A 23,735-nucleotide genomic window follows, 5' to 3' on the forward strand; every position below is an offset into this window, starting at 1 on the left:
GCGAAGACTTCACTCTGGGTTGGGATATCGCCCGCCATCGGAAGTGCTAGAGGAATGGTTCGATAACCGGGTCGCGGCGTGATATAGTTTCATTTGGGTCGAGTCCGGAAAATTCGGAGCCCCTCAGTTGCCAATCTGCGAGTGGTCTCTGACCTTCTCGGCCACCGTGGACAGAGCCTGCCCGGCTTGCGTCCAACTTGCGAAAACAGTTGATCAGAGTAACGAGGAAAGAGACACTCTTGCTTCCTAGAGGGCCTTATTTCATCGGCGCGTGAAATGGCAATGTGCTTAGGAGATTCCCCGCTCAATCCATGACCTCGGACAGGGGACGGCGGACCGAGTCCTTGTCGTCAAACGTGACACCGAGTCGCATGATCATCTGCGGGTACTCGTCCGAGCAGAGCTCGTGCCGGAGGAACTCGCGTAGAAGATCCATCTCCAGTGCCTGGGTATGGAAGGCTGCGCTGACACCGTAGGCGGCGGCGTGCAGCAGGACGTGCTGCAGCGCCTGCCCAGCATCGATCCACTCCTGACGGCTGTCGCCCGGCGTGGTGAGGAGCGCCACGACCCCGGCAGACGTCGCGGCTCGCTGATCGGTCTGGGTGCCCCAATCGTGCTGCCAGGAGTAATCACGCTGCGGGAACTCTGGGTCGGTGCGTACAGCCTGGCGCGGGTAGCCCTGGGCCGGTACTCCATCCTTGCGGCTGCTGCCAGGTGGCTGTGCCCAGCGGATCAACTCCAGGCTGAAGCGCTGATCCTGAGCCTGCACGCCCTGCGCGGCCTGGGTGAGCGAGGCGATGATCCTGACCGCCTCCGGAGAGCGGACGGGTGTCAGCTTGGCGTCCTCCTCCATGGCCGCATGGACCAGCCGCTCGATGAGCCTGTCCGGTACCGGCACGTCGGCGAAGCCTGCCCGGTGGGTACGGCGGCACTTGATCTCGCCCCCCAGGGCCTTGACGGATTCGTCGGGCCGCACTTCGGTACCCGGTTTAAGCGTGGCGAGCAACGACGGGCGGTCCGGGTCCGGCAGGGTACGCACCTCAGGCTCGAAGCCCTCGCACCGCATCGCCGTACGCATGGTGAACAGGGCAGCACCGCAACTGATCAGCAGCTCACGGCCCGAGACGTCGCCCACGCGCAGCTTCCTGTCCGTGTCGGCCCGCAGGCTGATCTCCTCCCTGGATATCGAGAAGGTCCAGGGCTGCGTGTTGTGAATGGACGGCGCCCATCGCGCGGCCTCCACCGCGGCATCGAGTGCATGTTTCGCCGAAAGAACGGCCATGACCACCACCTCCACGGGACCATGCACCAGCGCATCACGCGCGGGACTGTTTCGGTCAGGGCCAAAGGTCCTGATCCGCCAGGGCCGTCGGCCCTCGACCGTGGAAACCGCTCCTATCAGGGCGCCCGCCAATACATCCGAACGGGGATGAACGGCAGGAAGGACGGGACTTTCGCCTCTAATGCAGATAAGCCCTGAACAAGCACGTTGAGGGTATGCAGCTCGATTCGTCTGGACTTCAGGTGCTCTCCCGAGCGGAGTGCCTGGATTTGCTGTCCACGGCACCGATCGGGCGGATCGTGTTCACTGATCACGCCCTGCCAGCCGTGCAGGCAGTCAACTTCTGTCTTGACGGCCGGTCCATCGTGATCCGCACCTCGATCGGGTCCAAGCTGGCGGCCGCCACCCGAGGCGCCGTGGTGGCCTTCGAGGCCGATCAATTCGACCCCGAGCTGCGTACCGGCTGGTCTGTCACCGCGGTGGGATATTCGCGAGCCGTGACCGACCCGGCCGAGCTCGACCGGCTGGCGGCGCTGCCGTTGACGGCCTCGGTGCCCGGCAACCGGGACCACTACATCGTGGTCGAGGCCGAGCAGGTGTCCGGCCACCGCGTGGCCGACTTAACAACGTTCCCCGACCTCCTTCGGGCAGCGTGATTCAACCGGTTGGTGGCTGTGGTCTGGAGCCGATGACGCGGCGCACGCCGTCGATGTCGGCCCTCTCCATCTCGTCCAGCGACAGTTCGATGGCGGCCAGGGCCTCCTCCAGCAGGGGAAGGAGGCGGTCCTTGAGGGCGCGGATCCTGCGGTTCGTCGAGGCTGCTTCGGCCGCCACGATCCGCGCTGCGTCCGCGGCGATCGCATGTTCCAGTCCTGCGCGCAAGGCGTCGCGGTAGGCGTCCTTGGCAGGAACGAGTGCGGTGGTGATCGGGAAGGGGAGCCAAGATCTGCTTCGAACCCACGACCTGAGCGATGGCTGGGTCAGCCCAGCGGCGGCGTCACGGCGACGGGGCACGCGGCCTCCGACAGCGCCGCCTGGGTGACCGGTCCCACCAGCATCGTGGGCGTTGAGCCGACGCCGCGGCTGCCGAGCACGAGCAGCGTCGCGTCCCGTGCCGCGTCGATAATGGCCCGTTCGGGGCGTTCGGCGATGAACTCGATCGTGACCGGGACAGCCGGGCGCCGGCGCATCAGCGCCGAGACCGCCTCCCTGAAGCCGGCCTCCGCATCGGCTCGAATCTTCCTGCGATCCACGAAGGGCAGCCCGTCCTGTCCGGTCAGATCGCCGACATCCAGCCAGCAGCACACGGCCCTCACCGCCCCGCCGCGCAACTCGGCCTCTTCGAAGGCGAACTCCAGTGCTGCCTGTCCGGCGGGAGACCCGTCCGCGCCGACCACGATCCGTGCCATGCCCTCCCGCGCCGCCACGCCATCGTGCCCGACGATGACGACGGGCCTGACACTGTGTGCCGGAACCTGCACGGCCGCCGATCCCACCCGGAGTTCCTCGAACCCGCCCTGCCCTCGGGACCCGAGCACCGCCAGCTCAGCATTGCGCAATGCCGCCAGGAGAACCGCCGAGGCCACACCCCTCACCAGCAGCGGCCGGACGTCGACCGTCGGAGCAAGCTCTCGCGCATGGCGCACACCTTCCGCCACCACAGCGCTGCCGATGCCCTCCAGCTGCGTCAGGACCTCACCGACAACGGGGCGCCGGGGATAGGGCCAATGCCAGGCATGGCATACCACCAGAGGCGACTGACGCAGTCGCGCTTCCTCCACGGCCCAGCGCAACGCCTGCTCACTGCCGGGCGATTCGTCATAGCCGACGACGATGGACCGCTCCGCGGCTCTGGCCACGGCAGCCTCTGCCTCTGATTCCGCCGACATGGTGAACGCCTTTCCCGCCGGCGTCGGACGAGACCCGGCAGACGTCCAAGCCTTGGGCAAGGAGCATTGACGTGCGTGCTCTGTGGAGGCCGCCTTCCTCTCCTGGCAGGTAGGGCCGTTGGTCCAGCCTGCTCACGGACCTTTGCCCCTGCCAGGCGTGGCGAGCCTCCGGTGGAATGGAGGTCTGAGCCGTGAAGGAGGTCGCGGTCATGGAAGCCAAGCAGTGAACAGTGCAGATCTACCTCAACGAGAACGGCGACGACACGTACGTGCGAGCCGTGCTGGCCACTCGGGACGGCACAGGGCTGACCGGAACCGGCCGTGCTCGCCGTAACCCGGCGGATCCCTCGGTATCGGAGATCGGGGACGAGCTGGCGGTTTCACGGGCGCTGGCCGATCTGGCGGATAAGCTCGCTGTCGTCGCGCAACACGACATCACCGAGTTCGCCAGTTCCCCCGCGCCGAGCCGTTCGTGGTGAGCCCCGACCGCGGGCTTGCCTGTCAGTCTGGTTCCATCTGAGGTCTCTGAAAGCGCCAGGACACGTTCCGCGCAGGCGGGTGGACGGCGGCGAGCGCACGCGCCAGCGTCTCTTGCGGGGAAGCGCCGGTGTCGATCTCGATCGCGTCCGGCCACGGCGGCATGGCCGCGCTCATGGCGGTGCCGATGGTTTCGTCCGCATCGGAGAGCTCCGGCCGACGTGTGGTGAGCCGGGCGGCGGCGATCTGGGGCAGGACGGTGCACAGGAGCGCGACCAGGTCGCTCGAGGTCTGGTCGGCCACGTCCGCGGCCATCGTGCGATGCCGTTCTTCGCTCCAGGATGCGTCCAGGACGACCGACTCGCCCTGTCCGAGCAATAGTTCGGCGCGTGACAGCAGCTCGGCGTAGGTGTGGGCGGTGTGGCGCGGATCGTAGATACCCTGCCTGTACGGCGCGCTCGCGGACTGCGCCGGATCGAGACCGGCCAGTTCCTTGCGGATGCGGTCACTGCGCAGCAGCGTGTACCCGAGCCGGTCGGCCAGCGCGCCGCCGAGCGTCGTTTTCCCGCTCGCGGGTGGGCCGCCGATCAGGACCAGCGTGACGGCTCCCGCGTGCAGATGGCGTAGCGCGAGCTCGGCCAGCCGCCGCGCCTCCCATCCGGCGTCTATGTCGCCTTGCCAGTGGCGCAGACAGGCGACCGTGGCGCGGACGAACGCCCGGTAGGCGACGTAGTGGTGCCACAGCGCCGTCGGTGCCGGATCGCCGCTGAATTCGACGTACCAGCGCAGGAACAGCTCGGCCAGCCGCGGCGCGCCCAGCCACTCCAGGTCCATGGCGAGGAAGGCGGCGTCGTCAAGCCCGTCCACGAAGCGCAGGCGCTCGTCGAACTCCAAGCAGTCAAGGATCCGCGGCCCGTCGTCCAGGCAGAAGATGTCGTCGGCCAGCAGATCGCCGTGGCCGTCGACGATGCGGCCCTCCGCGATGCGCGTCTCGAAAAGGGGCGCCCTGCCGGACAGGAAGCGCAGCACGAGGTGCTCGATCTCGTCCAGCACGCCGGGCTCGATCGTGGCGCCTGGCAGGCCGCGTACCTGCTCGAAACTGTCCGTCCAGCGGGCGCGCAGCGCCTCCAGGCTGCCTTCCCGGTCGATCTGCGGGCCGTGCTGGGCCTTGGCATGCAGCCCGGCGAGCTGTCGCGCCACCGCGCGCAAATACTCGTCCACGGGCTTGCCCACGCGCACGAGGGTGGCCAGACGGCGCTCGTCGGGCATGCGGCGCATCACCACGAGATGCTCGCAGACCGCGCCGTCCGGGCCGAGCACGTCAGCCACGCCCTCGTAGACGTCTGGGGCCAGCCTGCGGTTGAGCTCCACCTCCCGGTGGCAGGCCGCCTGCCTCGCGCGTACGGTGCTGAAGTCGAGGAAGCCAAGGTTGACGGGCTTCTTCAGCTTGTAGGCATGCTCGCCGAGCAGAAACACCACGGCGGCATGCGTCTCCTTGATCTGGGTGAACACGAGGCCCACCTCCACCTCTAGTCCAGATCTTGAAGGTCTTCCGCTACCAGGGCCGAAAGACCCCGGGTCGGGAACCACCGCAACACGGTCAGGCGCCGCCCCATATGGTGAGGTTGGCGACGACGTCGTCGTGTTTCCAGCCGAGCTTGTCGTGTACGGCCACGACGCCGTCGACGCTCTCGGCCAGGCGGACGGCGGCGATGGCCTGGCTGTGCTCAGGCACCGTGCCGGACAGGGTCACCGTGCCGTCGGCCACCGTGACCTCCAGCTTGAGGACATCGTTGTGGATGGCCTCTCGGACCTGGTTGTCGATGTCGGCGTCCGGTCGGAGGAATACCTTGATCAGGTCGCGGCGGCTGACGATGCCGACGAGCCTTCCGTCGGAGTCGACCACGGGCAGGCGCTTGACGCCGTACTTGTCCATCTGCCGTGCGGCCAGCACGACGGAAGTGTCAGGGGTGGTGGTGTGGGCAGGGGAGGTCATCAGTTCGCCGGCGGTCTCGCCGAGCGCCTTGTAGAAGCCGCTGCCCTCGCTGCCGACGGTGTGGCGGATGCGGGCACGCAGCGGCGGGAGGTAACTGTCGCCGTAGTAGCTCTGCTTGAACTCCTGTTTGGCCAGCAGGTCGGCCTCGGACACCACGCCCACGACGCGGTTGTCGTCGTCCAGCACGGGCACGCCGCTGACGCCCCTGTTGATGAGCTGCTCGGCGACGGTATGGAAGGAGGCGTTCTGGTTGACGGCGGACACGTCGGTGGTCATCACGTGCTGAACAGTGGTTCTCATGAGGACCTCCTGATGTGCTTGATCCGGACGATGCCGGGCACGGTGCAAGCGAGCAGGTCGGCGATGCGCTCGGCGTGCTCGTGGGGTGGCCCGGACAGCTCGGCCACGCCGTCGCGGACGGTGACCTCCCAGCTCGGGCCGAGGGGGTAGTGCTCGCGCAGCGCGACGATGACCGCCTTGCACAGGTCGTCGTCAGGGCGGGCCAGCATCGCCATCAGGTCGCGGCGGCTCACCATGCCGACGATCTCTTGGCCGCGGAGCACGGGCAGGCTCTTGACGTGCTTGCGCACCATGAAATCGATGGCGGTGGTGACGTCGGTGGTATCGGTGACGGTGACGACATGGGGCGTCATCACGTCCATCACCCGGCGCGGCGGCGGCTCGTGCGCCGCGGGCACGGGACGTACGGTGGCGCGGGGGTCAGGCTCGAACTCCCCGCGCAGCAGGTCCAGCTCGCTGACCACGCCGACGAGGCGGTCCCTGTCGTCGACGACGGGAGCGGCGGTGATGTTGTGACCATAGAGGGTCCGGATGGCCCGCCGCACCGGGTCGGTACAGCGGACCGTGACGGCTGGGCTGCTCATGACCTCGCGCACGAGCATGGCTACCTGGCCTCCCGCTTAGAGTCGTCGATCTTCCAGGTGATCTTGCTGATGACGTCAACCACGCCGTTGACCCGGGCGGTCATCCGGGCTGTGATGGCCGCCTCGGTGCGGCGGTCCATCCAGCCGGACAGGGTGACGATCCCCTGGCTGACGTCCACCCGCACGCCGTCAGCATCCACCCACAGGGCGCGGTCGAGGATGTCGTCGCGGATGTCGGCGGCGATCTCCTCATCGCTTCGCACGAACAGCTTGACCAGGTCGCGGCGGCTGACAATACCCTGCAGCCGGCCGTTGTAGTCCACGACCGCCAGCCGCTTGACGTCGTGGGCGTCCATGAGCCGAGCGGCCCAGACCGCCGACGCATCCGGGAAGACAGTGATCGCGGGGCTGGTCATCAGCTCGGCGGCGGTGTCGCCTTCGGCCTTGCGGCGGCCCTTGGGGTGACGCAGCCGGGCGCGCAGCGGCGGCCGGTAGCCCTCGCGGTAGAACTCCTCCTTGCACAGCAGGTCGGCCTCGGACACCATGCCGATCACATGGTCGTCGTCGTCGAGCACCGGGACGGCGCTTACGCCTCCGGCGATGAGCGCTTCGGCGATGTCCTTGAACGAGGTGGCAGCGGTAACGGAGACGACCTTGCTGGTCATCACGTCCGCGACGGTCATGCGCATGGCCGGCCAGCTCCTTTCCGGCTTCCGCACGAGGATGCGGGTACCGGCGCGGTCCCCCGCTCTCCTCCTTGTCATTGCTCTCATCACAGCTCCAGGCGAAGGCAGGGCATAGGGCCGGAAGTCCCGAGTGACCGCGGTCGTTGGTCAGCGCAGTGGCCCGTCGCCGATGGCCGGGCAGACGCAGCGTCCTTCTGGGACTTTCGACCCACGTCAGCAGGCCGATCGGCCGATGTCCGCGCTTATCGCCGGACAGATACTTGCGCCATGGGCGGTGCACTGCTGACGGATCTGTACGAGCTCAAGATGGCCGCGAGCTACCTGCGCCACCGCATGACCGATCAGGCCACCTTCAGCCTTTTCACGCGCAAGCTGCCGCCAGGGCGTGGATTCCTGGTCACCGCAGGACTGGCGGACTGCCTGGACTTCTTGGAATCGCTCTCCTTCGACCGCGATGATCTGGCCTACCTTGCCGAGGTCGAGAGGTTCCCTCCGGAGACGTTGGAGGCGTTCAAGAGGTTGCGTTTCACCGGGGAAGTGCGGGCGATACCGGAGGGACATGTGGTGTACGCGGGTGAGCCGTTGCTGGAGGTGACGGCTCCGATCGCCGAAGCCCAGCTGGTGGAGACCGTCCTGCTCAACCACATGACCTTCCAGACCAGCGTGGCCGCTAAGGCGGCACGCTGCGTTCTCGCCGCCGACGGCGCGGACCTGATCGACTTCGCCTTCCGCCGCACGCAGGGAATAGACGCCGCGATGGCCGTGGCCCGGGCGACCGCCATCGCGGGCTTCTCGGCCACCAGCAACGTCGAGGCGGCTCGCAGATACGGTCTGCGGGCCGTGGGCACCATGGCTCACTCCTACATTGAGGCGTTCCCCGATGAGCGGGCCGCCTTCGAGACCTTCGCCCTCGACCACCCCGGCAAGACCACGTTCCTCGTCGACACGTACGACACTGTTACGGGAGTACGGACCGCCATCGCGGTGACCAGACGGCTACGCCTGCCAGGCACGGTGGGTGTCCGGCTCGACTCGGGCGATCTGGGCGAGCTCGCCCGGCAGTCCCGGCGGTTGCTCGACGCGAGTGGTCTGCGGGATGCCCACATCATCGTCAGCGGCGGCCTCGACGAATACGCCATCGCCGCCCTGGTCGCCCAGAACGCCCCCATCGACGCGTATGCCGTGGGCACCAAGGTAGGAGTGGCCGCCGATGCCCCGTACCTGGACAGCGCTTACAAGCTGGTCGAGTACGGCGATCGCCCGGTGATGAAGCTGTCGGCCGGCAAGGCCACCATGCCAGGCAAGAAGCAGGTCTTCCGGGGCTCCCACGCCGACATTGTGGGACTGCGCTCCGAGAAACCACCCCTGGGCCATGTGCCGCTGCTCGTTCCCGTGATGCGCGGAGGACGTCGGCTCTCGCCGGCGGAGCCGCTGACGGCGGTGTCGAAGCGATGTACCACCGACCTTGCCCGGCTTCCCGAGCTCGCCCGCGCACTGTACGAGCCTGCGCCGACCCCGGTGCATCACAGCCCGCTGCTCATCGGGCTCCGTACTCAAGTGCAGGCAGCGCTCGCCGGGAGGACCGGGGCCCACAACGGTACGAAAGACCGCGCCGCAAAGGACCAAATCCCCTAATGGGACAAAGACCCCCAAACCAGACTGGGAGAAGGAATCATCAGGAGGCGATCAAGGTGGTCACTCTCAGCATCATCAAGGCCGACACCGGGGGGTTCGTCGGCCACACGGCTGTACACCCGGACATGATGGCCGAGGCCCGCCGCGAAATGACCAGAGCCATCGAATCAGGCCTTCTCATCGACGGGCACGTGGCCAGTTGCGGCGACGACGTCTCGCTTATCATGACCCACACCTACGGCCCCGACGCGGATCTCATCCACTCCTTCGCCTGGGACACCTTCCAGACCACGACGCACATCGCCAAGGAGCTCGGCCTGTACGGCGCCGGCCAGGACCTGCTGTCCGACGCCTTCTCCGGCAACCTGCGCGGCATGGGTCCCGGCTACGCCGAACTCGAGTTCGAGGAACGCCCCTCCGAGCCGGTGATCTGCTTCCTGGCCGACAAGACCGAGCCCGGAGCATGGAACCTGCCGCTGTACAAGATCTTCGCTGACCCGTTCAACACCGCCGGCCTGGTCATCGACCAGAAGATGCACGCCGGCTTCATCTTCGAGGTCTACGACCTCTACGAGGAGAAGCGCATTCTCTTCGACTGCCCCGCCGAGCTGTACGAGATGCTCATGTACATCGGCGCGCCCGCCCGCTACGTCATCCACGGCGTCCGTTCCAAGACGCTCGACGAGACGGCGGCCGCGACCAGCACCCAGCGGCTGTCGCTCATCGCCGGCAAGTACGTCGGCAAGGACGATCCCGTGATGATCGTTCGCTGCCAGTCAGGACTGCCCGCCGTGGGCGAGGTGCTGGAGCCCTTCACCTTCGCCTACGGGGTCGCCGGCTGCATGCGCGGCTCGCACCACGCACCGCTCATGCCCGTCTCCAGCGGCCAGGCGCATCCGTCGCGTTTCGACGGCCCACCGCGCGTGGTGGCCCTGGGCTTCCAGGTCCACGACGGCAAGCTGATCGGCCCGCGCGATCTGTTCGACGATCCTGCCTTCGATCGGGCACGCGAGCAGGCGAATGAGGCCATGGACTACTTCCGCCGCCACGGCCCGTTCGAGCCGCACCGGCTGCCGCTGGAGGACCTGGAGTACACCACCATGACCGTCCTCACCAAGCGGCTCGCCAGCCGCTGGACCCCGATGACAACCGAGCTCGCCACAGCCGGGACGAGCCGGAGCTGACAGAGACGGAGGAGTCATGAAGGCAGCAATAGGGGACCGCTTGGTGGTCGAAGGCGCCCATCAGGGCGAACCACGCCGCATCGGCGTCATCGTCGCCTTGCATCACGACGACGGCACGCCGCCCTACGTGGTCCGATGGTTCGAGGAAGAGCACGAGACCCTCGTCTATCCAGGGCCGGACGCCCACGTCGAACACCATGACGTCAGCCCCAGACGGTGACCGATCAAGGCCACGACGCGGTCCCAGTGAAAGGGACAGCTCGGACACTCAGAAATGAACCACGATGACGGGCGCGCGCGAATGATGGAGCACGGCATGAGCGGTGCCTCCGAGGCCGAACAGGGCTCGTGCTCCACCGTGCGCCCCGATGACGACGAGGTCCGTGTCCGTCGACGCGTCGATCAGCGCCTTGGCCGGATGCTCGTGTACGACCTGCTGGACGAGCGTGACGTCGGGAAACTTCTCGCGCCACCCGGCGATGGCCTCTGCGAGCAGCAGCGCTTCCTCCTCGCCCACGGCTTCGACGTCATAGACGAGAGGTTGCATGTCCCCGGGCTCTCGCGCGGTGGGATCCACCCACGCATGTACGGCACGCAAAACCGCGGGCCGCAACGCGGCCTCGCGGAAGGCGAAGTCCAGAAGTGGCTCCTGGCCAGGACGCCCGGTCACGCCGACGACGATCTCACCGCGGTCGCCGACGTGCGGCCGCCGGATGACCGCGACCGGACAGGGCGCGCGGGACGCGACATAGCGGCTCACCGACCCCAGCAGCAGCTCAGCCCATCCGCCGCGACCCCGGTTCCCCACCACGATCAGCTGTGCCCCTTCGGCGGCGTCGACGAGCGCCTCGGGCGCTCCGCCGTCCACGATCTCGGTGGTCACCGGCAGATGCGGTCTGCCGGCTTGGGCATGGATGGCCGCTTGGCGAAGCATTTCCCGAGCCGCTGCTTCCGCGCCGGATCCCCAGGTGGGGGGCTGTGGGACGAGCGGGACGCCGTGGGTCCAGCGCACCGCGGCGTGGACGATGCGTAGCGGCGCGCCGCGGATGGCGGCTTCCCTACCAGCCCAGCTCGCGGCCAGAAGAGAGGGCGCCGAACCGTCGACACCGACCACGATCGGCATGGTCATGGCTGCCACCTCGCGCGTCCCTCAATCATCGCTGGACCAGGGCGACCCTCCAGGCGGCTGCCGCCGTCAGTCCCCCATCAGCTCAGGTTAAGCACACACTCGGGAGTCAGGCCGGAATCCGGGCTGCTCGGTTCGAGTCTTTAGATCCTTTAGCCCTGTCGTGACCTGGTCATACGGGGACGCGCCACCGCAGCTGGAATGCGAGGGGCGGCCTTCCAAGGGTGGCCGACAGCCGGTCTGACGAACGGCTCCATCTGCGCAGGACCTCTGCCCCTACCTGCGGGAAGCGTCCCGGACTTGGATGAGGGCAGGGATGGCTCGAGGGGAGGAACGCCATGCGAGTAAAAGTTCAGGACATCATGACCACCGAGGTCGTCTCGGTCAACGGCAGCACACCGTTCAAGGACATCGCTGAGGTCCTCATCGCGCATGGCGTCAGCGCCGTGCCGGTGGTCGACGCCGAGAATCACGTGCTCGGCGTGGTGTCCGAGGCGGACCTGCTCTGCAAGGAGGAGCTCCGCGAGCGTTACTGCGCCGAGGGCTACGAAGCACCGCTGCGCACGTGGCTGCGCTACCGCCTGTCGGCTGGATCCCCTGCTGCCCGGCCGGCTCGGCGTGCTGTCCATGCCGATCTGCTACCACGGGCGCCAGATATTCATCGACGCCGACCACCACGAGGCACGCGTGAACGGCACCGCGCGCCGTACCTATACGCGAGGAGACGCCATCATGACCCGCACAGGGGATCTCGGACGCCGCATCATCCATTACCGCGAACGCCTCGGCCTGACCCGCGAGCAGGTCGCCGAGCACGCGGACATGTCGCCCGGCTACCTCCAATACCTGGAGGAGAACCCCGACATGCCCGACACCGGAGCCCTCTACCGCCTGGCCGACGCCCTGCAGACCACGGTGCACGAACTGCTGGGCGGCGACCGGGACCGCCCGCCCGGCCACGGGCCCGCCATGGCCAACCCGACGCTGGAGGTGCTGGACCGGGAGCAGTGCCTGCGGCTGATCGAGCCGGGCGGGATCGGGCGGGTCGCGTTCTACGGCTCGCAGGGGCCGATGGTGCTGCCCGTCAACTACAAGATGCACCACGGCGCGATCGTCTTCCGCACGGCCTCGGGCGGCTCGATGGACCGGGACCTCCGTACGGGGCTGGAAGGAGTGGACATCAAGATCGCCTTCGAGATCGACCAGATCGACGAGACCAACCGCGAGGGGTGGAGCGTCCTGGTGCAGGGGCCCGCCCACCATGTGGCGCCGGACGAGATGGGCGATGTGGCCGACGCGGGCGTCACGCCGTGGGCGGGCGGCGAGCGCCACCTCTACATCCGGATCGTCCCGGCCCAGATCACAGGCCGCCGCATCCACGGCATGTGACGCACCAACACTGGTCGCGCCCGCAACACGTCGGCTGCCCGCACTCGATGCAAGCCCGGCGGGTATCAACCCACTTGAAAGATTCCGGTGCATGGACGGGGTCCTGGTTCTCCAGGCCCGCCGTGTCAGTGGTCAGTCCTGTCGACAGGAGGGAACCGTGATGACATGGGATCTCATCCAGAAGACCGGGCGAGCGGCCGCCCCACCCAACCTGGCCGACTATGAGAACGAATGCCGAGCATTCTCTTGGGAGGCGGCCCAGCGGTCCTCTTTCCGCGGATTGCCGGGCGGCCGGGGGCTGAACATCGCGTACGAGGCCGTCGACCGTCACCTGGACGGAGCCCGGCGCGACCATGTGGGGCTCCGATGTGTGGGCAAAGACGATCAGGTCGTCGAGCTGACCTATCGGGATCTTCATGTCGCGACGAACTATTTCGCCAACGTGCTGCGCGGCCTGGGAGTCGGCAAGGGTGAGAGGGTGTTCACCCTGCTCGGCAGGATGCCCGAGCTGTACGTGACGGTCCTGGGGACGCTGAAGAACCTCAGCGTGCTCTCCCCGCTGTTCTCCGCCTTCGGCCCTGAGCCGATTCGCGAGCGGCTGCGCCTCGGGGACGGGCGTGATTTCGTCGACGGGCAGCGGCCCGTACCCGGCCGGGTGCGGAGCCATGACCGGGTATCGCCTGCCGGACAGCACACGAAGGCGCGCATGGCGAACTGCCGCCTGCGCCAGGGCGTATTCCATCGCCATGTCCGCGCACGGTGAGCCGTCGTAGCCCACCACGACCTCGCCGCTTCCGCCGTGTGGGAGCGTCCGCACGACGACCAAGGGGCAGATCATGACCAGAGACGCCATTTCCGTCACCCCAGCCACATCCTTCAAGAACGTCGCCGAGCGGCTCATCCAGCACGGACTCAGCGCGGTGCCCGTGGTCGATGACCACAAGCGCGTGGTCGGGATCGTGTCCGAGGCCGACCTGCTACCCAAAGAAGAGTTCAAGGAACAGTACGTCCGTGAGGGCTACCAGGCACATATCCGGACACGCCTGCGGTGGCACCTGTCGCCCGGCGGGGGCCAAGCCATAGACAAGATGTACGCGAGCACTGCGGCCGACCTCATGACCGCACCCGCCATCACCATCCATCCCCAGCAGACCGCGGTGGACGCCATACGGCTGATGGACGAGCACGGCATCATCTGCCTGCCCGTCGTCGACTACCACGGTCGCCTCATCGGCGTCCTCAGCCGCCACGACCTCATCAAAGTCTTCGTCCGCGCCGACCAGGACCTCGCCGACGAGATCCAGCACGACCTCAACCACCACTTCGCGTGGGTCGACACCTCCGGAGTCCAGGCCAAGGTCAAGAACGGCGTTGTCACGCTCTACGGGCGCACCCGCGCCCACTCCGAGGCCGTGCTCATCGCTCACTCCGCGGCCCGCGTCAACGGTGTCGTGGACGTGCGGGACAAGCTGTCCTGGGACGAGGACGATCTCTGACGGTCCGGCCAAGCAAAATTCCGTACGTGCCGCTTCACGAGTCACGCACCACCGCGACCGGGCACGGCGCGCGGTGGAGCATGGACGTTGGTCCTGATTGTCAGGGTCGCATGGCACTGGCCTGCCAGGCCGGCCGCACCCAGGCTGGCAGGGACAGGTCAGACGACGCAAAACGCTGGAGGCCGACATGAAACGTTCGGCAATAGCGGCGATCGCGGCCGGATCAGCGCTGGCCATCGCGGCGGCGGTGTCCGGCATCGCCGGCGCCGCGAGCGACACCACGCCGCCGCCGGCCGCTACCTGGCAGCCGACCGCCCCACCGACGGACTGGGGTCCCATGGGGCCGTGCGGCTGGATGCGCAACGTGTACGTCAGTGACGAGGCCGGCTATCTGACTCACATGGTGGCTCACCACGAAGAGGCAGTCGCCGCAGCGCGGCAGCTCCAGCGCTCGAGCCGGCCTCAAATGCGCGCCCTGGGCGCCTCGATCGTCACGACGCAAAACGCTGAGATCGCCACCATGAAGCGGTGGCTGGCCAAGTGGTATCCAGGGCATCCCGGAACGGGCGGCTACCGGCCGATGATGCGCGACCTGTCCAGGCTGTCCGGCGACGCGCTCGATGAGACGTTCCTGCAAGACATGATTCCGCACCACATGGTGGCGATCAGGATGTCGCAGCAGTTGCTGGCGTCCGGGCGGGCCGAGCATCCCGAAGTCGCCGACTTCGCCGCCAGGGTACGCGACACCCAGCATGCCGAGATGTTCGAGATGCGCCGCTACCTGGCCGACTGGTTCGGCGAGTGGGGCAGGCCCTGTGGAAGGTGGGACAGGCCGGGCCCACGCGGGCCATGGCACTAATGGTGGGGAGGAATCGGCCCGAGCCGGGCAAGCACTCTTAGTCACCTCTTACATGCGGCGGGCTGGCCGGCGTCACCGCCATACTGTTCGCCATCATCGGGCGCCTGGTGATGGGGAGCGCTCCGCAGATCACGGACTCCGCGATGACGATCTCGGGATACCTGGCGGAGCGCCGGGCCCAGGTCCTGGCGGCGGCGTTGCTCTACGCCGTCGCGACGGCGCTGTTCCTGTGGTTCGGCGTGGCGCTGGCCACCGCTTTCCGCCGTGCGGACGAGACGAGTGACGCGCCGGCGCTGGTCCTCGCGGGATACGTCGTTCTGGCTGCCGTCGGATTCATCGGCATATCCGTGTTCGCCGGGATGACCTACGCGATCACCACGCATCGGCCTCTGCTGGCCATCGCCGCGGGGCCGTACACCGCGCTGACCGTGATGGATGCCATCACCGGGATCGCGATGGCCGTGCCCTTCGGGGCCTCGGCCGCCGCCATCATGCGCACACACGTATTCCCGCTGTGGATGGCCTGGCTCGCCATTGTCGTGGCCGTGGTCGGCGTCCTGGGCGCGTTCACTGTCGTCAACACGGGCGGCGCCTTGGTGCCCGGCGGCCCGGTCCCGGCGATCGTGCTCGGCGTGCTCACGGCGTTGTGGGTACTGGCCGCCAGTTGGTTCCTCATCCGCGAGCACCTGCCGATCCCCGCTGTGGGGGCGAGGCCGGCGATGGGCCACTAGACATCTCGTGCGCCTCAGCGGCGAACAACGGCAACCGGGCAGTGAGCGTAGTGCAGCACGCCATGGCTGACCGAGCCCAGGACCGCGGACACCATACCGCCGTGTCCCCGGTTTCCGACCACGACCAGATCGGCGCCCTTGGACGCTTCAGCGAGGGCCGCCACGGGATGAATGGAGGTGATGTCCTCGATCACGTTGACCTTGGGATGCTTGGCCCGCCAAGGGACGAGTCGATCACGAAGGAATTCGTACTGGGCACGCTGTAGCCGCTCCAAGTTGATCGAGACCGCGTGAACGGGAACAGCGTAGGCATAGACGGCGCGCAGCGCTGCTCGGCGCAGGGAAGCCTCGGCGAAGGCATGGGCCAGGGCGGGCTCGCAGGAATCGCTCTCATCCACGCCTACCACGAGCTGCCCGTGTTCGGCCGCCATCTCTCGTACCACGACGACCGTGCCGTGTGCGTGGCCCGCCACGCCCAGGCTCACCGAGCCGAGCAACGCGCTCGCGAACCCGCTCCGGCCGCGCGAGCCGACCACCAGCTCGGCGGCCGACGCCGCCCGCACCCGCAGGTCCGCCACCGCCGATCCGGTCACCACTCTGGTAGCGACCTCGACGCCGGGCCATCCGGCCATGACACTCTGGGCCTCCTCCTCCAGCATGACCTCGGCGGCCTCTCCGAGCGCTTCCAGCAGGCCGGGGACCGGATAACGCGGAAGGTCGTAGGTGCCGCGTTCGATCACGTGCACGAGCTCGAGCCGGAGCCCCTTGCGTGCCGCGTCGGCAGCTGCCCACGCGAGCGCGGCATCGGCGCCCGGCGAACCGTCAGTTCCCACGACGATGACGTCGTTCATGGTTGCGCCTTTCGCTAGCTGCCGAGAGCCCTCCCCTGCGGACCTCCTGCCCGAAAGGCGGCAAAGCCACGGCAAAGGCCCTCAAGGCTACGTTGTGGTCATCGGCCGTCCCCCACGCAGTCGTCCTGCTCTCAGCGCAGGCCTGCGGACGCTCTCTTCGTCCGAGGCGATCACTCCAGAAGAGGTCCAAGGCCCCACAGCGTCCGGGCCATATGTCCCTGTCGTGCACCACCATCCCCGCCGCAGGGTGAAGGGGGGAGGTGCATCATGGGACTCTCGAATCGGTGGGTGGTACTTCGCATACGCCGCTACTGGCTGGGGCGGAACCCATTGCGCCGTCGCTCCGACCGGCTCGAGGCGGCAGGTGTGGCCGTAGCGCTGATTCTGCTGCTGTTCAGCGTCTGGCCTGCCCTTGCCATGGGGCGGCTGGCCTACGAGAACGGCCTGCAGGCCGAGCGTGCCGGTCCTGGCATCCGTCAGCAGGTGACAGCGACCCTCGTGCGGGACGCGCCGGACACCGTTGGCGTCGTGGGCAATGACAATGGCGTGGCGCCAGAATCACACGCTGCCGCGCGCTGGGTGGCGCCGTCAGGCGAGCAAAGGACGGGCCAGGTGAACGTGCCCGCCGGCACCAAGGCGGGTGCTTCCCTGAAGGTGTGGATCGACGGCCGGGGCAAGCTGACCAGACCGCCCACGACTCACACGGACACACTGGCGGGCGCTGTGACCACGACCCTCCTGGTCATCGCCGGAGCGGCCGCCACGCTGATGCTGGGCTTCCGGAGCTTCAGATGGTTGCTGGACAGAGCTCGGTACGCCGCGTGGGACGCCTCCTGGGAGGAAGCATGCGAGCGGTGGCGACGCTTGTCGTAGACCGCCCCGCCGCTCCTCACCGGCCGCCGCGATGTCACGCCATACGCTGGGCCATCTCGACCAGCCGGTTGGCGTAGCCCCACTCGTTGTCGTACCAGCCGAACACCTTCACCAGATCCCCGCTCGCCTGCGTGAGGACGGAGTCGAACACGCACGAGGCGGCGTTTCCGATGATGTCGCGGGATACCAGCGGGTCGGTGCTGTAATGCACGATGCCGTGCAACTCCCCTTGGGCAGCCGCGGCGAAGGCGTCGTTGATCTCCTGCGCGGTGACCGGCCGGGCAAGCTGGGCGGACAGGTCGGTGATCGAGCCGTCCTCGACCGGCACCCGGATGGCGATGCCGTCCAGCCGGCCGTCCAACTCGGGTAGCACCTGGCCGACCATGCGGGCGGCCCCTGTGGTGGTCGGCACGATGTTGACCGCCGCCGAGCGGGCCCGGCGCGGGTCCTTGTGCGGGGCGTCCAGCAGCACCTGATCACCGGTGTAGGCGTGGATGGTCGTCATGAAGCCGCGTACCAGGCCGAACCGCTCGTGCAGCACCTTGACCATCGGCGCGACGCAGTTGGTGGTACATGAGGCCAGCGAGACGATCTCGTGCCGGTCCGCGTCGTAGGCGCCGTCGTTGACACCCGGGACGATGGTGGCGTCCAGGCCCTTGCCCGGGGCCGAGAGCAACACCTTGCGAGCGCCTGCCTTCAGGTGCGCGGCCAGGGCATCCCTCGTCCTGAACCGGCCGGTGGAGTCGATGACCAGCTCGACGTCGTGGGCACGCCAGTCGATCTCGGCCGGGTCGGCGCAGGCGCTCACCGCTATGACCCTGTCGTCGACCTCCAGCCTCCCTGGGGAGGCGGTGACGGGCAGGTCGAGCGAGCCGTAGGTGGAGTCGTGCTTGAGCAGGTGAGCCAGCGCGGCCGCGTCGGTGATGTCGTTGACAGCGACGATGTCCAGGTCAGTATGCAGGGCGCGCCTCAGGGCGGCACGGCCAATCCTGCCGAACCCGTTGATCCCTATCCTCATGCCTTCATCGTCCGTCGCTGGTAGGGGAACGCTTAGAGGCGACAGTCCCACCTGCGGCAGGACCTTCGGCCTATCAGCTCATCGCAGCTTCCGGCCGATCCGCCGGGTCAGGTCGCACAGCGGCGGGGTCAAGATGGCCGCGGCGAGTGCCATGGCCCAGCCCAGCGGGGGGATCGTGGTGAGGGCGAGCAGCTCGCTCAGCGGTGGCGCCAGCGTCACCAGCACCTGCAAGGCCGCCGTGCCCACCACTGCGACCATGACCGCCCGGCCGCGCCACCAGCCGTGCTCGAACGTCCAGCGGCGCGCCCTGGCCACGTACGCCAGCGTGAGCCGGGCGAACACCAGGGTCAGCACCGCCTGCGTCCTGACCTGATCATCGTCCCAGCCCAGCCGCCGCGTAACCTCCACAGCGCCGGCCACCAGCAGACCGACGATCAGCGAACGGACGCCGATACGGGATAGCACCGGCCCGGACAGCAGCCCGGCCCGGCCAGGGCCGCTCGCCAGTGGGTCGCCGGGTGCCCGGTCGATGCCCAGAGCGATGGCGGGGATGCCGTCCAGCACCAGATTGATCCACAGCAGCTGTACGGGCAGGAGCGGGATGACCAGGTCGGGCCAGGCGAACAGGCCGACCAGCACCAGGAAGATCTCGGCCAGGTTCCCCGCCAGCAAGTAGCCGATCATGGAACCGACGTTGTGGTGCAGGCGGCGGCCCTCACGTATCCCGGTCACGATGGTACCCAGCTCACCGTTGGTGACCACCACTGCGGCGGCTTCCCTGGCGACGTCGGTGCCCTCCTCCCCTGCCATCGCCACCCCGACATCGGCGTCGCGCAGGGCGGGGGCGTCGTTGACGCCGTCGCCGGTCATCGCGACGACCTCGCCGCCCTCGCGCAGCGCGCGCACCAGATCCAGCTTGGTCGCCGGGTCGACCCGGGCCAGCACGCCTGCCTTCCACAGCTGGGCCGTACGATCCTGGCCGTCCAGACAGGGTCCTGTCACCACCGGTTCCGGCTCGATGCCGACCTCCTGGGCGACAGCACGCGCGGTCTCGGCGTGATCGCCAGTCACCATGACCACCCGAATGCCGCCTGCCCGGCAGTCGGCCACTGCTTGACGGGCCGAGGCGCGGATTTCGTCGCTCAACCCGACCAATCCCACCGGCCGCAGCCCCACGGCGTCCAGGTCATCGGCGTCGCCCTCGGCCAGCGCCAGCACCCGCAGCCCGCCTCTGGCCAGTACCGGCACGGCATCAGCCAGCCGTTCGGTGGCCTCTCCCGGCAAGCATCGGGCCAGCACAACCTCTGGGGCGCCCTTCACGGTCAGCACCGGCCCCTCGGTGACCACGGCCATCGACCGGGTGTCGGCGTCGAAGGGCCTGGTGGCCAGCCGCGGCTCGTCCGGCCGTATCCCATGGTCGGCGGCCGCGGCCAGCAGCGCCACGTCCACCGCGTCGCCCAGCCCGTCGCGGGCGTCGTTGCAGCGTACGGCGGCTCGCCACAGATCGGCGCCTGCAATCTCCACGTGGTCGGCCACCGCCAGGCGGCCGGTGGTCAGAGTGCCGGTCTTGTCCGAGGCGATCACGGTGGTGGCGCCCAGCGCCTGGATCGCCGACAGCCGCCGTACGATCACCCCGAGCCGCGCCATGCGCTGCGAGCCCAGCGCCAGCGCGGTCGTGACCGCCGCCGCCATGCTCTCCGGTACGGCCGCGATCGCCAGCGCCACCCCCGCCAGCACCAACTGCACCGGCTCGATCCCGCCCCTGGTCAGCCCGAGGACCACCATCACCACGCCGGCCGCCAGGGCCAGCAGGCCGATACGCTTGGACACCTGGGCCAACTCCACTTCCAGCGGCCCCTTCACATGTCCCCGCAGAGCCGAGGCGATGCGGCCGATCTCCGTATGGGCACCAGTTTCCGCTACCACAGCCGCACCCGACCCGCGTACCACCATGGTCCCGGAGAACAGCACGCCATCACGATCGCCAAGCGGCCCCTCCGCCCGCCCGCCGGCACGTTTGCCCGCCGACAGGGACTCGCCCGTCAGCACCGACTCGTTGACCGCCAGCGAGGACGCCTCAACCACCCGCGCATCGGCGGGAACCCGATCGCCCGCCGCCACCTCGACCACATCCCCGGGCACGACCTCGGCCGCGGGGATCCGCCGCGCCACACCTCCGCGACGGACCTTGGCCATCGGCGCGGTCAGCGTCCGCAGCGCCCGTACCGCCTGATCGGCCTTGACCTCCTGGCTCACCCCGATGACCACGTTCACCAGCAGGATGGCCAGAATGGCCGCCCCCTCGGGCACCTCACCCAGCACCACCAGCGTGACCAACCCGGCGAACAGCAGCAGGATCGACAGCGGGTCGGCCAGCTGGCCCGCGGCCCGCAGCGGCAGAGACGGCCGCCGCGGCTCGGGCAGCTCGTTGCGGCCGTGCTCGGCAAGCAGCCGCACCACCTCGTCGTCGGCGAGCCCGGCCTGGGCCTGGATGGTTGCGTCCATGCCCCCACCAGATCATTCGCGGCAGCGGACACGCGCGAGCCGAAGGCCCCCTCTCAAAAGGACCTTCGGCCCATCCTTCACCGGAGCGTCCCCGTCCTCGATGGACGAGGCAGTCTTGCGACCACCGCAGTGCGTCCGTGACGATCCAGTCGATGCGCATCTCTGACATGTCAGAGGCCTATAGAACTAAGAGGGCGTTTGAAACGCCCACTAAGAGATGGACGAAGGTCCTCGCCAGGCAGGGAACTACGCCTCTTCATCCCCGGATCAGGTGGGGGTGAGCTGGGAGGGAAGGCACATCCGACACGCAGGAGGTCACGATGGGTGCTTTGGAGCGCTGGGGGTCACGCACCCTGCTCCCTGACCTGTTCGAGCTGCTGGAGTCGCCGTGGGGCATGCTGCGGACACCGGAAGGCGCCATCCGGATCGAGGACTACATCGACAACAGTAACTACGTCATCCGTGCCGAACTGCCCGGCATGGACCCCGACAAGGACGTCGAGATCATCGTCTCCGGCGGGATGCTGCGCCTGCACGCCGAACGGCGCGAAGAACGCAAAGAGGCGCACCGCTCGGAGTTTCGTTACGGCTCGCTGTCCCGGTCCCTGGCCCTGCCCGAAGGCGTCGAGGCCGACGACGTCAAGGCGACCTACGACAAGGGCATCCTGACCATCACGGTTCCGATGCCCGAGGCCGGCAAGAAGGAGGCCAAGCGGATCGCCATCGAGAAGTGACCGACCACGACGTCGGCGGCACTGGACCCTCGAGAAGGTCCAGTACCGCCGCGGGCACGTCCCTTCATTCGGCTCTGATACGGGGCCGTACGACGGCGACTGGGCAGGATGCGTAGTGCAGGACACCGTGGCTGACCGAGCCGATCACGGCCGAGTGGAGCACTCCCCGGCCCCGCGATCCCACGACGACCAGGTCGGCATGGGCGGAGGTCTCGCACAGCGCCGCGATGGGATTTCCGCGGAAGACTGACTCGGTCACCGCCACGCCGGGGTACCGCTTCAACCACGGCGACAGCTTGTCATGGACATGTCTTTGCTGTGCTTGGGCGATGAATTCAAGGTCCGGTGGGATGCGCGCGGCGACTCTGGTCGACGGCAGATCCCATGCGTGTACGATTCGCAGCCGGGCCCCGCGAGCCTGCGCCTCCTCGAAGGCGTAATCGATGGCCGGGTGCACGGCGTCTTCGGGATGGATCCCGGCGACGATCTCGCCCTGCGCCACGGCCGGTGTGCCGCGGACCACGATCACGGGTCCTTCCGCGTGCCCGGCAAGGCCCAACCCCACCGAGCCCAGCAGGAGCCCGGCGAATCCGCCCAGGCCGCGGCTGCCCACCACGACGGCCGCAGCCTCGCCGGCCTGTGCGCGCAAGATCTCCGCGGTGTGGCCGTAGAGCAGTTCGGTGCTCACCTGGACCTTGCTACGGAACTCGGCCACCGTCGCGGCGGCCTCTGCCAGCAGCCGTTCACCTTCCTTGCGAACAGGGTCGTCAGCTGAGCGCTCGTACAGTTGCCCGCCGTAGATCAGCGGCTCCTCGACATGGACGATCCGCAGATCGCACCCGCGTCGGGCCGCGTCGTCGGCCGCCCACAGCACCGCGGCCAGCGCTCCCCCGGAACCGTCCACACCTACGATGATCGGCTCGGACATACAATCATCCCCTCCTGGCCGTCCCTGTGGGCTGCAGCACGGTGCGTACGTCGTGTGAGAGCCGGTCGAGCACGTGCGTGACAGACGGCTCCGAGAGCTCCCCGCACAGGAATTCCGTGACCGCAGGGGCGAGCTCGGACACATCCCTGAGACTGACGCGGGCTGACCGAGCGAAGTACTCGATGAACTCCTCCCGGCCCCGGCGGATTGGTACGCGGCTGGGCTCCCAGCCGCTGTAGTACACCCCACGAAGCAGATCAGGCAGTTGCGCGGCCAAGTGCGCAGCGCTGTCCACCGTCAAACCATCCCTGACCGCGTGCAACCAGGCCTTCAACACCCGCAGGGCGAAGTCCCGGTCCTCGGTCCCGATCGCCTCAGCCAGGTCCGCCAGCCATCGGTTGGTGGTCTGGACAGTGTGATCAATGCTCTGTACTCGTGAGTGCGACATTGTTCCCTCCCGATGTCGTCCCCTCTTCGCGGTTCGGTCGTGCACCTGCCGGCACGGGACCATCAAACCCGGGCCAGCAGGTCGTCCAGTGGTTCATCACGATGCAGGCGCCCGATGGCATCGGCCAGCAGCGGAGCGACCGAGCACGTACCGAGCGGCATCGCCGGCGTGGCCGGCTGGGCGAGCGTGTCGGTGACCAGCACCCGACGGATCCCGGCACGGTTGAGACGCTCCACCGCCGCCTCCACGAACAAGCCATGAGCCGCGACCACGACGATCTCCGGTGCCGCGCCGTGGCCGGCGACGACCTGCGCCGCGGCCTCGATCGTGCCGCCCGTGCTGATCATGTCGTCGACGATGACCACCGGACGATCACGGACGTCTCCCACCAGTTCCTCGGCGACCACCCTCGTCCCGCTCAGCCGGACCTTGCGCACCACCGCCACGGGGCACGACAGCAGGGCGCCGTAATGCTCGGCCAGCTTGACCGCGCCCAGATCAGGCGCGACCACCACGGCCCTGTCCCACTCCCGCTCACCGAGCGAGCCCGCACCAAGTTCCCGGGCAAGCAACGGCACCGCCGTCAGCATCTCCACTCCAACAGCGCAGATGGCCTCCTGAGGGGCTCCGAATTTTCCGGACTCGACCCAAATGAAACTATATCACGCCGCGACCCGGTTATCGAACCATTCCTCTAGCACTTCCGATGGCGGGCGATATCCCAACCCAGAGTGAAGTCTTCGC

Annotated in this window: 26 protein-coding genes and 1 pseudogene; 13 read left to right on the top strand and 14 right to left on the bottom strand. The window is 68.1% G+C overall.

The genetic code is table 11. The annotated features are described in order from the left end of the window. Positions 1-304: 304 nt before the first annotated feature. The gene (locus ABN273_RS57005; protein WP_349458147.1) at positions 305-1,414 is read right to left on the bottom strand and encodes an Acg family FMN-binding oxidoreductase; all 1,110 of its coding nucleotides are present in this window, start codon (positions 1,412-1,414) and stop codon (positions 305-307) included. Between the two features lie 83 nt (positions 1,415-1,497). On the opposite strand from ABN273_RS57005, the gene ABN273_RS57010 reads away from it, so the two are divergent. Continuing rightward, a complete protein-coding gene (locus tag ABN273_RS57010; RefSeq protein ID WP_349458148.1) occupies positions 1,498-1,938 on the top strand; it encodes a pyridoxamine 5'-phosphate oxidase family protein in 441 nt (146 codons plus the stop codon). A gap of 1 nt (position 1,939) precedes the next feature. Here ABN273_RS57010 and ABN273_RS57015 read toward each other — a convergent pair whose 3' ends face one another. Together ABN273_RS57015 and ABN273_RS57020 are read right to left on the bottom strand one after the other, a co-directional pair. Then, positions 1,940-2,296, bottom strand: a complete 357-nt coding sequence (locus ABN273_RS57015) for a V-type ATP synthase subunit D (protein WP_349458149.1) — start codon at positions 2,294-2,296, stop codon at positions 1,940-1,942. Then, the gene (locus ABN273_RS57020) at positions 2,263-3,171 is read right to left on the bottom strand and encodes a universal stress protein (protein WP_349458150.1); all 909 of its coding nucleotides are present in this window, start codon (positions 3,169-3,171) and stop codon (positions 2,263-2,265) included. Before ABN273_RS57020 ends, ABN273_RS57015 begins: the two co-directional genes overlap by 34 nt. A gap of 230 nt (positions 3,172-3,401) precedes the next feature. Between ABN273_RS57020 and ABN273_RS57025 the strand changes: the two genes are divergently transcribed. After that, positions 3,402-3,650: a DUF1876 domain-containing protein gene (locus tag ABN273_RS57025; protein ID WP_349458151.1), complete on the top strand. Its 249-nt coding sequence runs from the start codon at positions 3,402-3,404 to the stop codon at positions 3,648-3,650. Between the two features lie 22 nt (positions 3,651-3,672). On the opposite strand, the gene ABN273_RS57030 is transcribed toward ABN273_RS57025, so the two are convergent. The 4 genes from ABN273_RS57030 to ABN273_RS57045 all read right to left on the bottom strand — a co-directional run bounded on the left by ABN273_RS57030 (position 3,673) and on the right by ABN273_RS57045 (position 7,217). Then, entirely contained in the window at positions 3,673-5,160 is a 1,488-nt protein-coding gene (locus ABN273_RS57030) for a bifunctional aminoglycoside phosphotransferase/ATP-binding protein (RefSeq protein ID WP_349458152.1), read from the bottom strand. Positions 5,161-5,248: 88 nt separating this feature from the next. Continuing rightward, on the bottom strand, positions 5,249-5,944 hold the full coding sequence (locus tag ABN273_RS57035; RefSeq protein ID WP_349458153.1) for a CBS domain-containing protein: 696 nt from the start codon (positions 5,942-5,944) through the stop codon (positions 5,249-5,251). Continuing rightward, complete coding sequence (locus ABN273_RS57040; RefSeq protein WP_349458154.1) at positions 5,941-6,528, bottom strand: CBS domain-containing protein; 588 nt, start codon at positions 6,526-6,528, stop codon at positions 5,941-5,943. Before ABN273_RS57040 ends, ABN273_RS57035 begins: the two co-directional genes overlap by 4 nt. A gap of 20 nt (positions 6,529-6,548) precedes the next feature. Further along, the gene (locus tag ABN273_RS57045; RefSeq protein ID WP_349458155.1) at positions 6,549-7,217 is read right to left on the bottom strand and encodes a CBS domain-containing protein; all 669 of its coding nucleotides are present in this window, start codon (positions 7,215-7,217) and stop codon (positions 6,549-6,551) included. Between the two features lie 264 nt (positions 7,218-7,481). On the opposite strand from ABN273_RS57045, the gene ABN273_RS57050 reads away from it, so the two are divergent. Genes ABN273_RS57050 through ABN273_RS57060 form a run of 3 tightly spaced genes read left to right on the top strand, consistent with a single transcriptional unit; the run spans position 7,482 to position 10,253 of the window. Continuing rightward, positions 7,482-8,849: a nicotinate phosphoribosyltransferase gene (locus ABN273_RS57050; RefSeq protein ID WP_349458156.1), complete on the top strand. Its 1,368-nt coding sequence runs from the start codon at positions 7,482-7,484 to the stop codon at positions 8,847-8,849. A 56-nt stretch (positions 8,850-8,905) separates the two neighbouring features. Continuing rightward, on the top strand, positions 8,906-10,033 hold the full coding sequence (gene fbp / locus ABN273_RS57055; protein ID WP_349458157.1) for a fructose-1,6-bisphosphate aldolase/phosphatase: 1,128 nt from the start codon (positions 8,906-8,908) through the stop codon (positions 10,031-10,033). Between the two features lie 16 nt (positions 10,034-10,049). After that, complete coding sequence (locus ABN273_RS57060) at positions 10,050-10,253, top strand: DUF1918 domain-containing protein (protein WP_349458158.1); 204 nt, start codon at positions 10,050-10,052, stop codon at positions 10,251-10,253. 48 nt (positions 10,254-10,301) lie between these two features. On the opposite strand, the gene ABN273_RS57065 is transcribed toward ABN273_RS57060, so the two are convergent. Further along, a complete protein-coding gene (locus ABN273_RS57065; RefSeq protein WP_349458159.1) occupies positions 10,302-11,162 on the bottom strand; it encodes a universal stress protein in 861 nt (286 codons plus the stop codon). A 359-nt stretch (positions 11,163-11,521) separates the two neighbouring features. Between ABN273_RS57065 and ABN273_RS60150 the strand changes: the two are divergent. The 6 genes and pseudogenes from ABN273_RS60150 to ABN273_RS57095 form a co-directional block, all read left to right on the top strand. Beyond that, a pseudogene (locus ABN273_RS60150) lies at positions 11,522-11,605 on the top strand (CBS domain-containing protein); the annotation flags it as partial. A gap of 181 nt (positions 11,606-11,786) precedes the next feature. After that, on the top strand, positions 11,787-12,548 hold the full coding sequence (locus tag ABN273_RS57075) for a helix-turn-helix domain-containing protein (protein WP_349458160.1): 762 nt from the start codon (positions 11,787-11,789) through the stop codon (positions 12,546-12,548). A 91-nt stretch (positions 12,549-12,639) separates the two neighbouring features. Beyond that, positions 12,640-13,311, top strand: coding sequence for an AMP-binding protein (locus tag ABN273_RS57080; RefSeq protein WP_349458161.1), 672 nt, complete (start codon positions 12,640-12,642; stop codon positions 13,309-13,311). A gap of 73 nt (positions 13,312-13,384) precedes the next feature. Continuing rightward, positions 13,385-14,044, top strand: coding sequence for a CBS domain-containing protein (locus tag ABN273_RS57085; RefSeq protein WP_349458162.1), 660 nt, complete (start codon positions 13,385-13,387; stop codon positions 14,042-14,044). A 187-nt stretch (positions 14,045-14,231) separates the two neighbouring features. Beyond that, positions 14,232-14,903 (top strand): DUF305 domain-containing protein, encoded by a 672-nt coding sequence (locus ABN273_RS57090; RefSeq protein WP_349458163.1) that lies wholly within the window; start codon positions 14,232-14,234, stop codon positions 14,901-14,903. A gap of 143 nt (positions 14,904-15,046) precedes the next feature. After that, positions 15,047-15,634 (top strand): hypothetical protein, encoded by a 588-nt coding sequence (locus ABN273_RS57095; RefSeq protein ID WP_349458164.1) that lies wholly within the window; start codon positions 15,047-15,049, stop codon positions 15,632-15,634. A gap of 14 nt (positions 15,635-15,648) precedes the next feature. Here the strand turns inward: ABN273_RS57095 and ABN273_RS57100 are convergent, their stop codons facing one another. Next, on the bottom strand, positions 15,649-16,485 hold the full coding sequence (locus ABN273_RS57100; RefSeq protein ID WP_349458165.1) for a universal stress protein: 837 nt from the start codon (positions 16,483-16,485) through the stop codon (positions 15,649-15,651). Between the two features lie 288 nt (positions 16,486-16,773). Between ABN273_RS57100 and ABN273_RS57105 the strand changes: the two genes are divergently transcribed. Continuing rightward, positions 16,774-17,358, top strand: a complete 585-nt coding sequence (locus tag ABN273_RS57105; RefSeq protein ID WP_349458166.1) for an Rv1733c family protein — start codon at positions 16,774-16,776, stop codon at positions 17,356-17,358. Positions 17,359-17,392: 34 nt separating this feature from the next. Here the strand turns inward: ABN273_RS57105 and gap are convergent, their stop codons facing one another. Beyond that, positions 17,393-18,376 (bottom strand): type I glyceraldehyde-3-phosphate dehydrogenase, encoded by a 984-nt coding sequence (gene gap, locus ABN273_RS57110; RefSeq protein WP_349458167.1) that lies wholly within the window; start codon positions 18,374-18,376, stop codon positions 17,393-17,395. A gap of 78 nt (positions 18,377-18,454) precedes the next feature. Next, complete coding sequence (locus tag ABN273_RS57115; RefSeq protein WP_349458168.1) at positions 18,455-20,881, bottom strand: cation-translocating P-type ATPase; 2,427 nt, start codon at positions 20,879-20,881, stop codon at positions 18,455-18,457. A 320-nt stretch (positions 20,882-21,201) separates the two neighbouring features. Here ABN273_RS57115 and ABN273_RS57120 point away from each other — a divergent pair, with 320 nt between their 5' ends. After that, positions 21,202-21,615: an Hsp20/alpha crystallin family protein gene (locus tag ABN273_RS57120; protein WP_349458169.1), complete on the top strand. Its 414-nt coding sequence runs from the start codon at positions 21,202-21,204 to the stop codon at positions 21,613-21,615. A gap of 64 nt (positions 21,616-21,679) precedes the next feature. On the opposite strand, the gene ABN273_RS57125 is transcribed toward ABN273_RS57120, so the two are convergent. The 3 genes from ABN273_RS57125 to prs all read right to left on the bottom strand — a co-directional run bounded on the left by ABN273_RS57125 (position 21,680) and on the right by prs (position 23,581). Beyond that, positions 21,680-22,543, bottom strand: a complete 864-nt coding sequence (locus ABN273_RS57125; protein WP_349458170.1) for a universal stress protein — start codon at positions 22,541-22,543, stop codon at positions 21,680-21,682. A 4-nt stretch (positions 22,544-22,547) separates the two neighbouring features. Next, entirely contained in the window at positions 22,548-22,991 is a 444-nt protein-coding gene (locus ABN273_RS57130) for a DUF2267 domain-containing protein (RefSeq protein WP_349458171.1), read from the bottom strand. A gap of 62 nt (positions 22,992-23,053) precedes the next feature. Next, positions 23,054-23,581, bottom strand: coding sequence for a ribose-phosphate diphosphokinase (gene prs, locus ABN273_RS57135; RefSeq protein WP_349458172.1), 528 nt, complete (start codon positions 23,579-23,581; stop codon positions 23,054-23,056). Positions 23,582-23,735: the final 154 nt, after the last annotated feature.

Source organism: Nonomuraea sp. B19D2 (assembly GCF_040137845.1).
Classification (GTDB): Bacteria; Actinomycetota; Actinomycetes; order Streptosporangiales; family Streptosporangiaceae; genus Nonomuraea.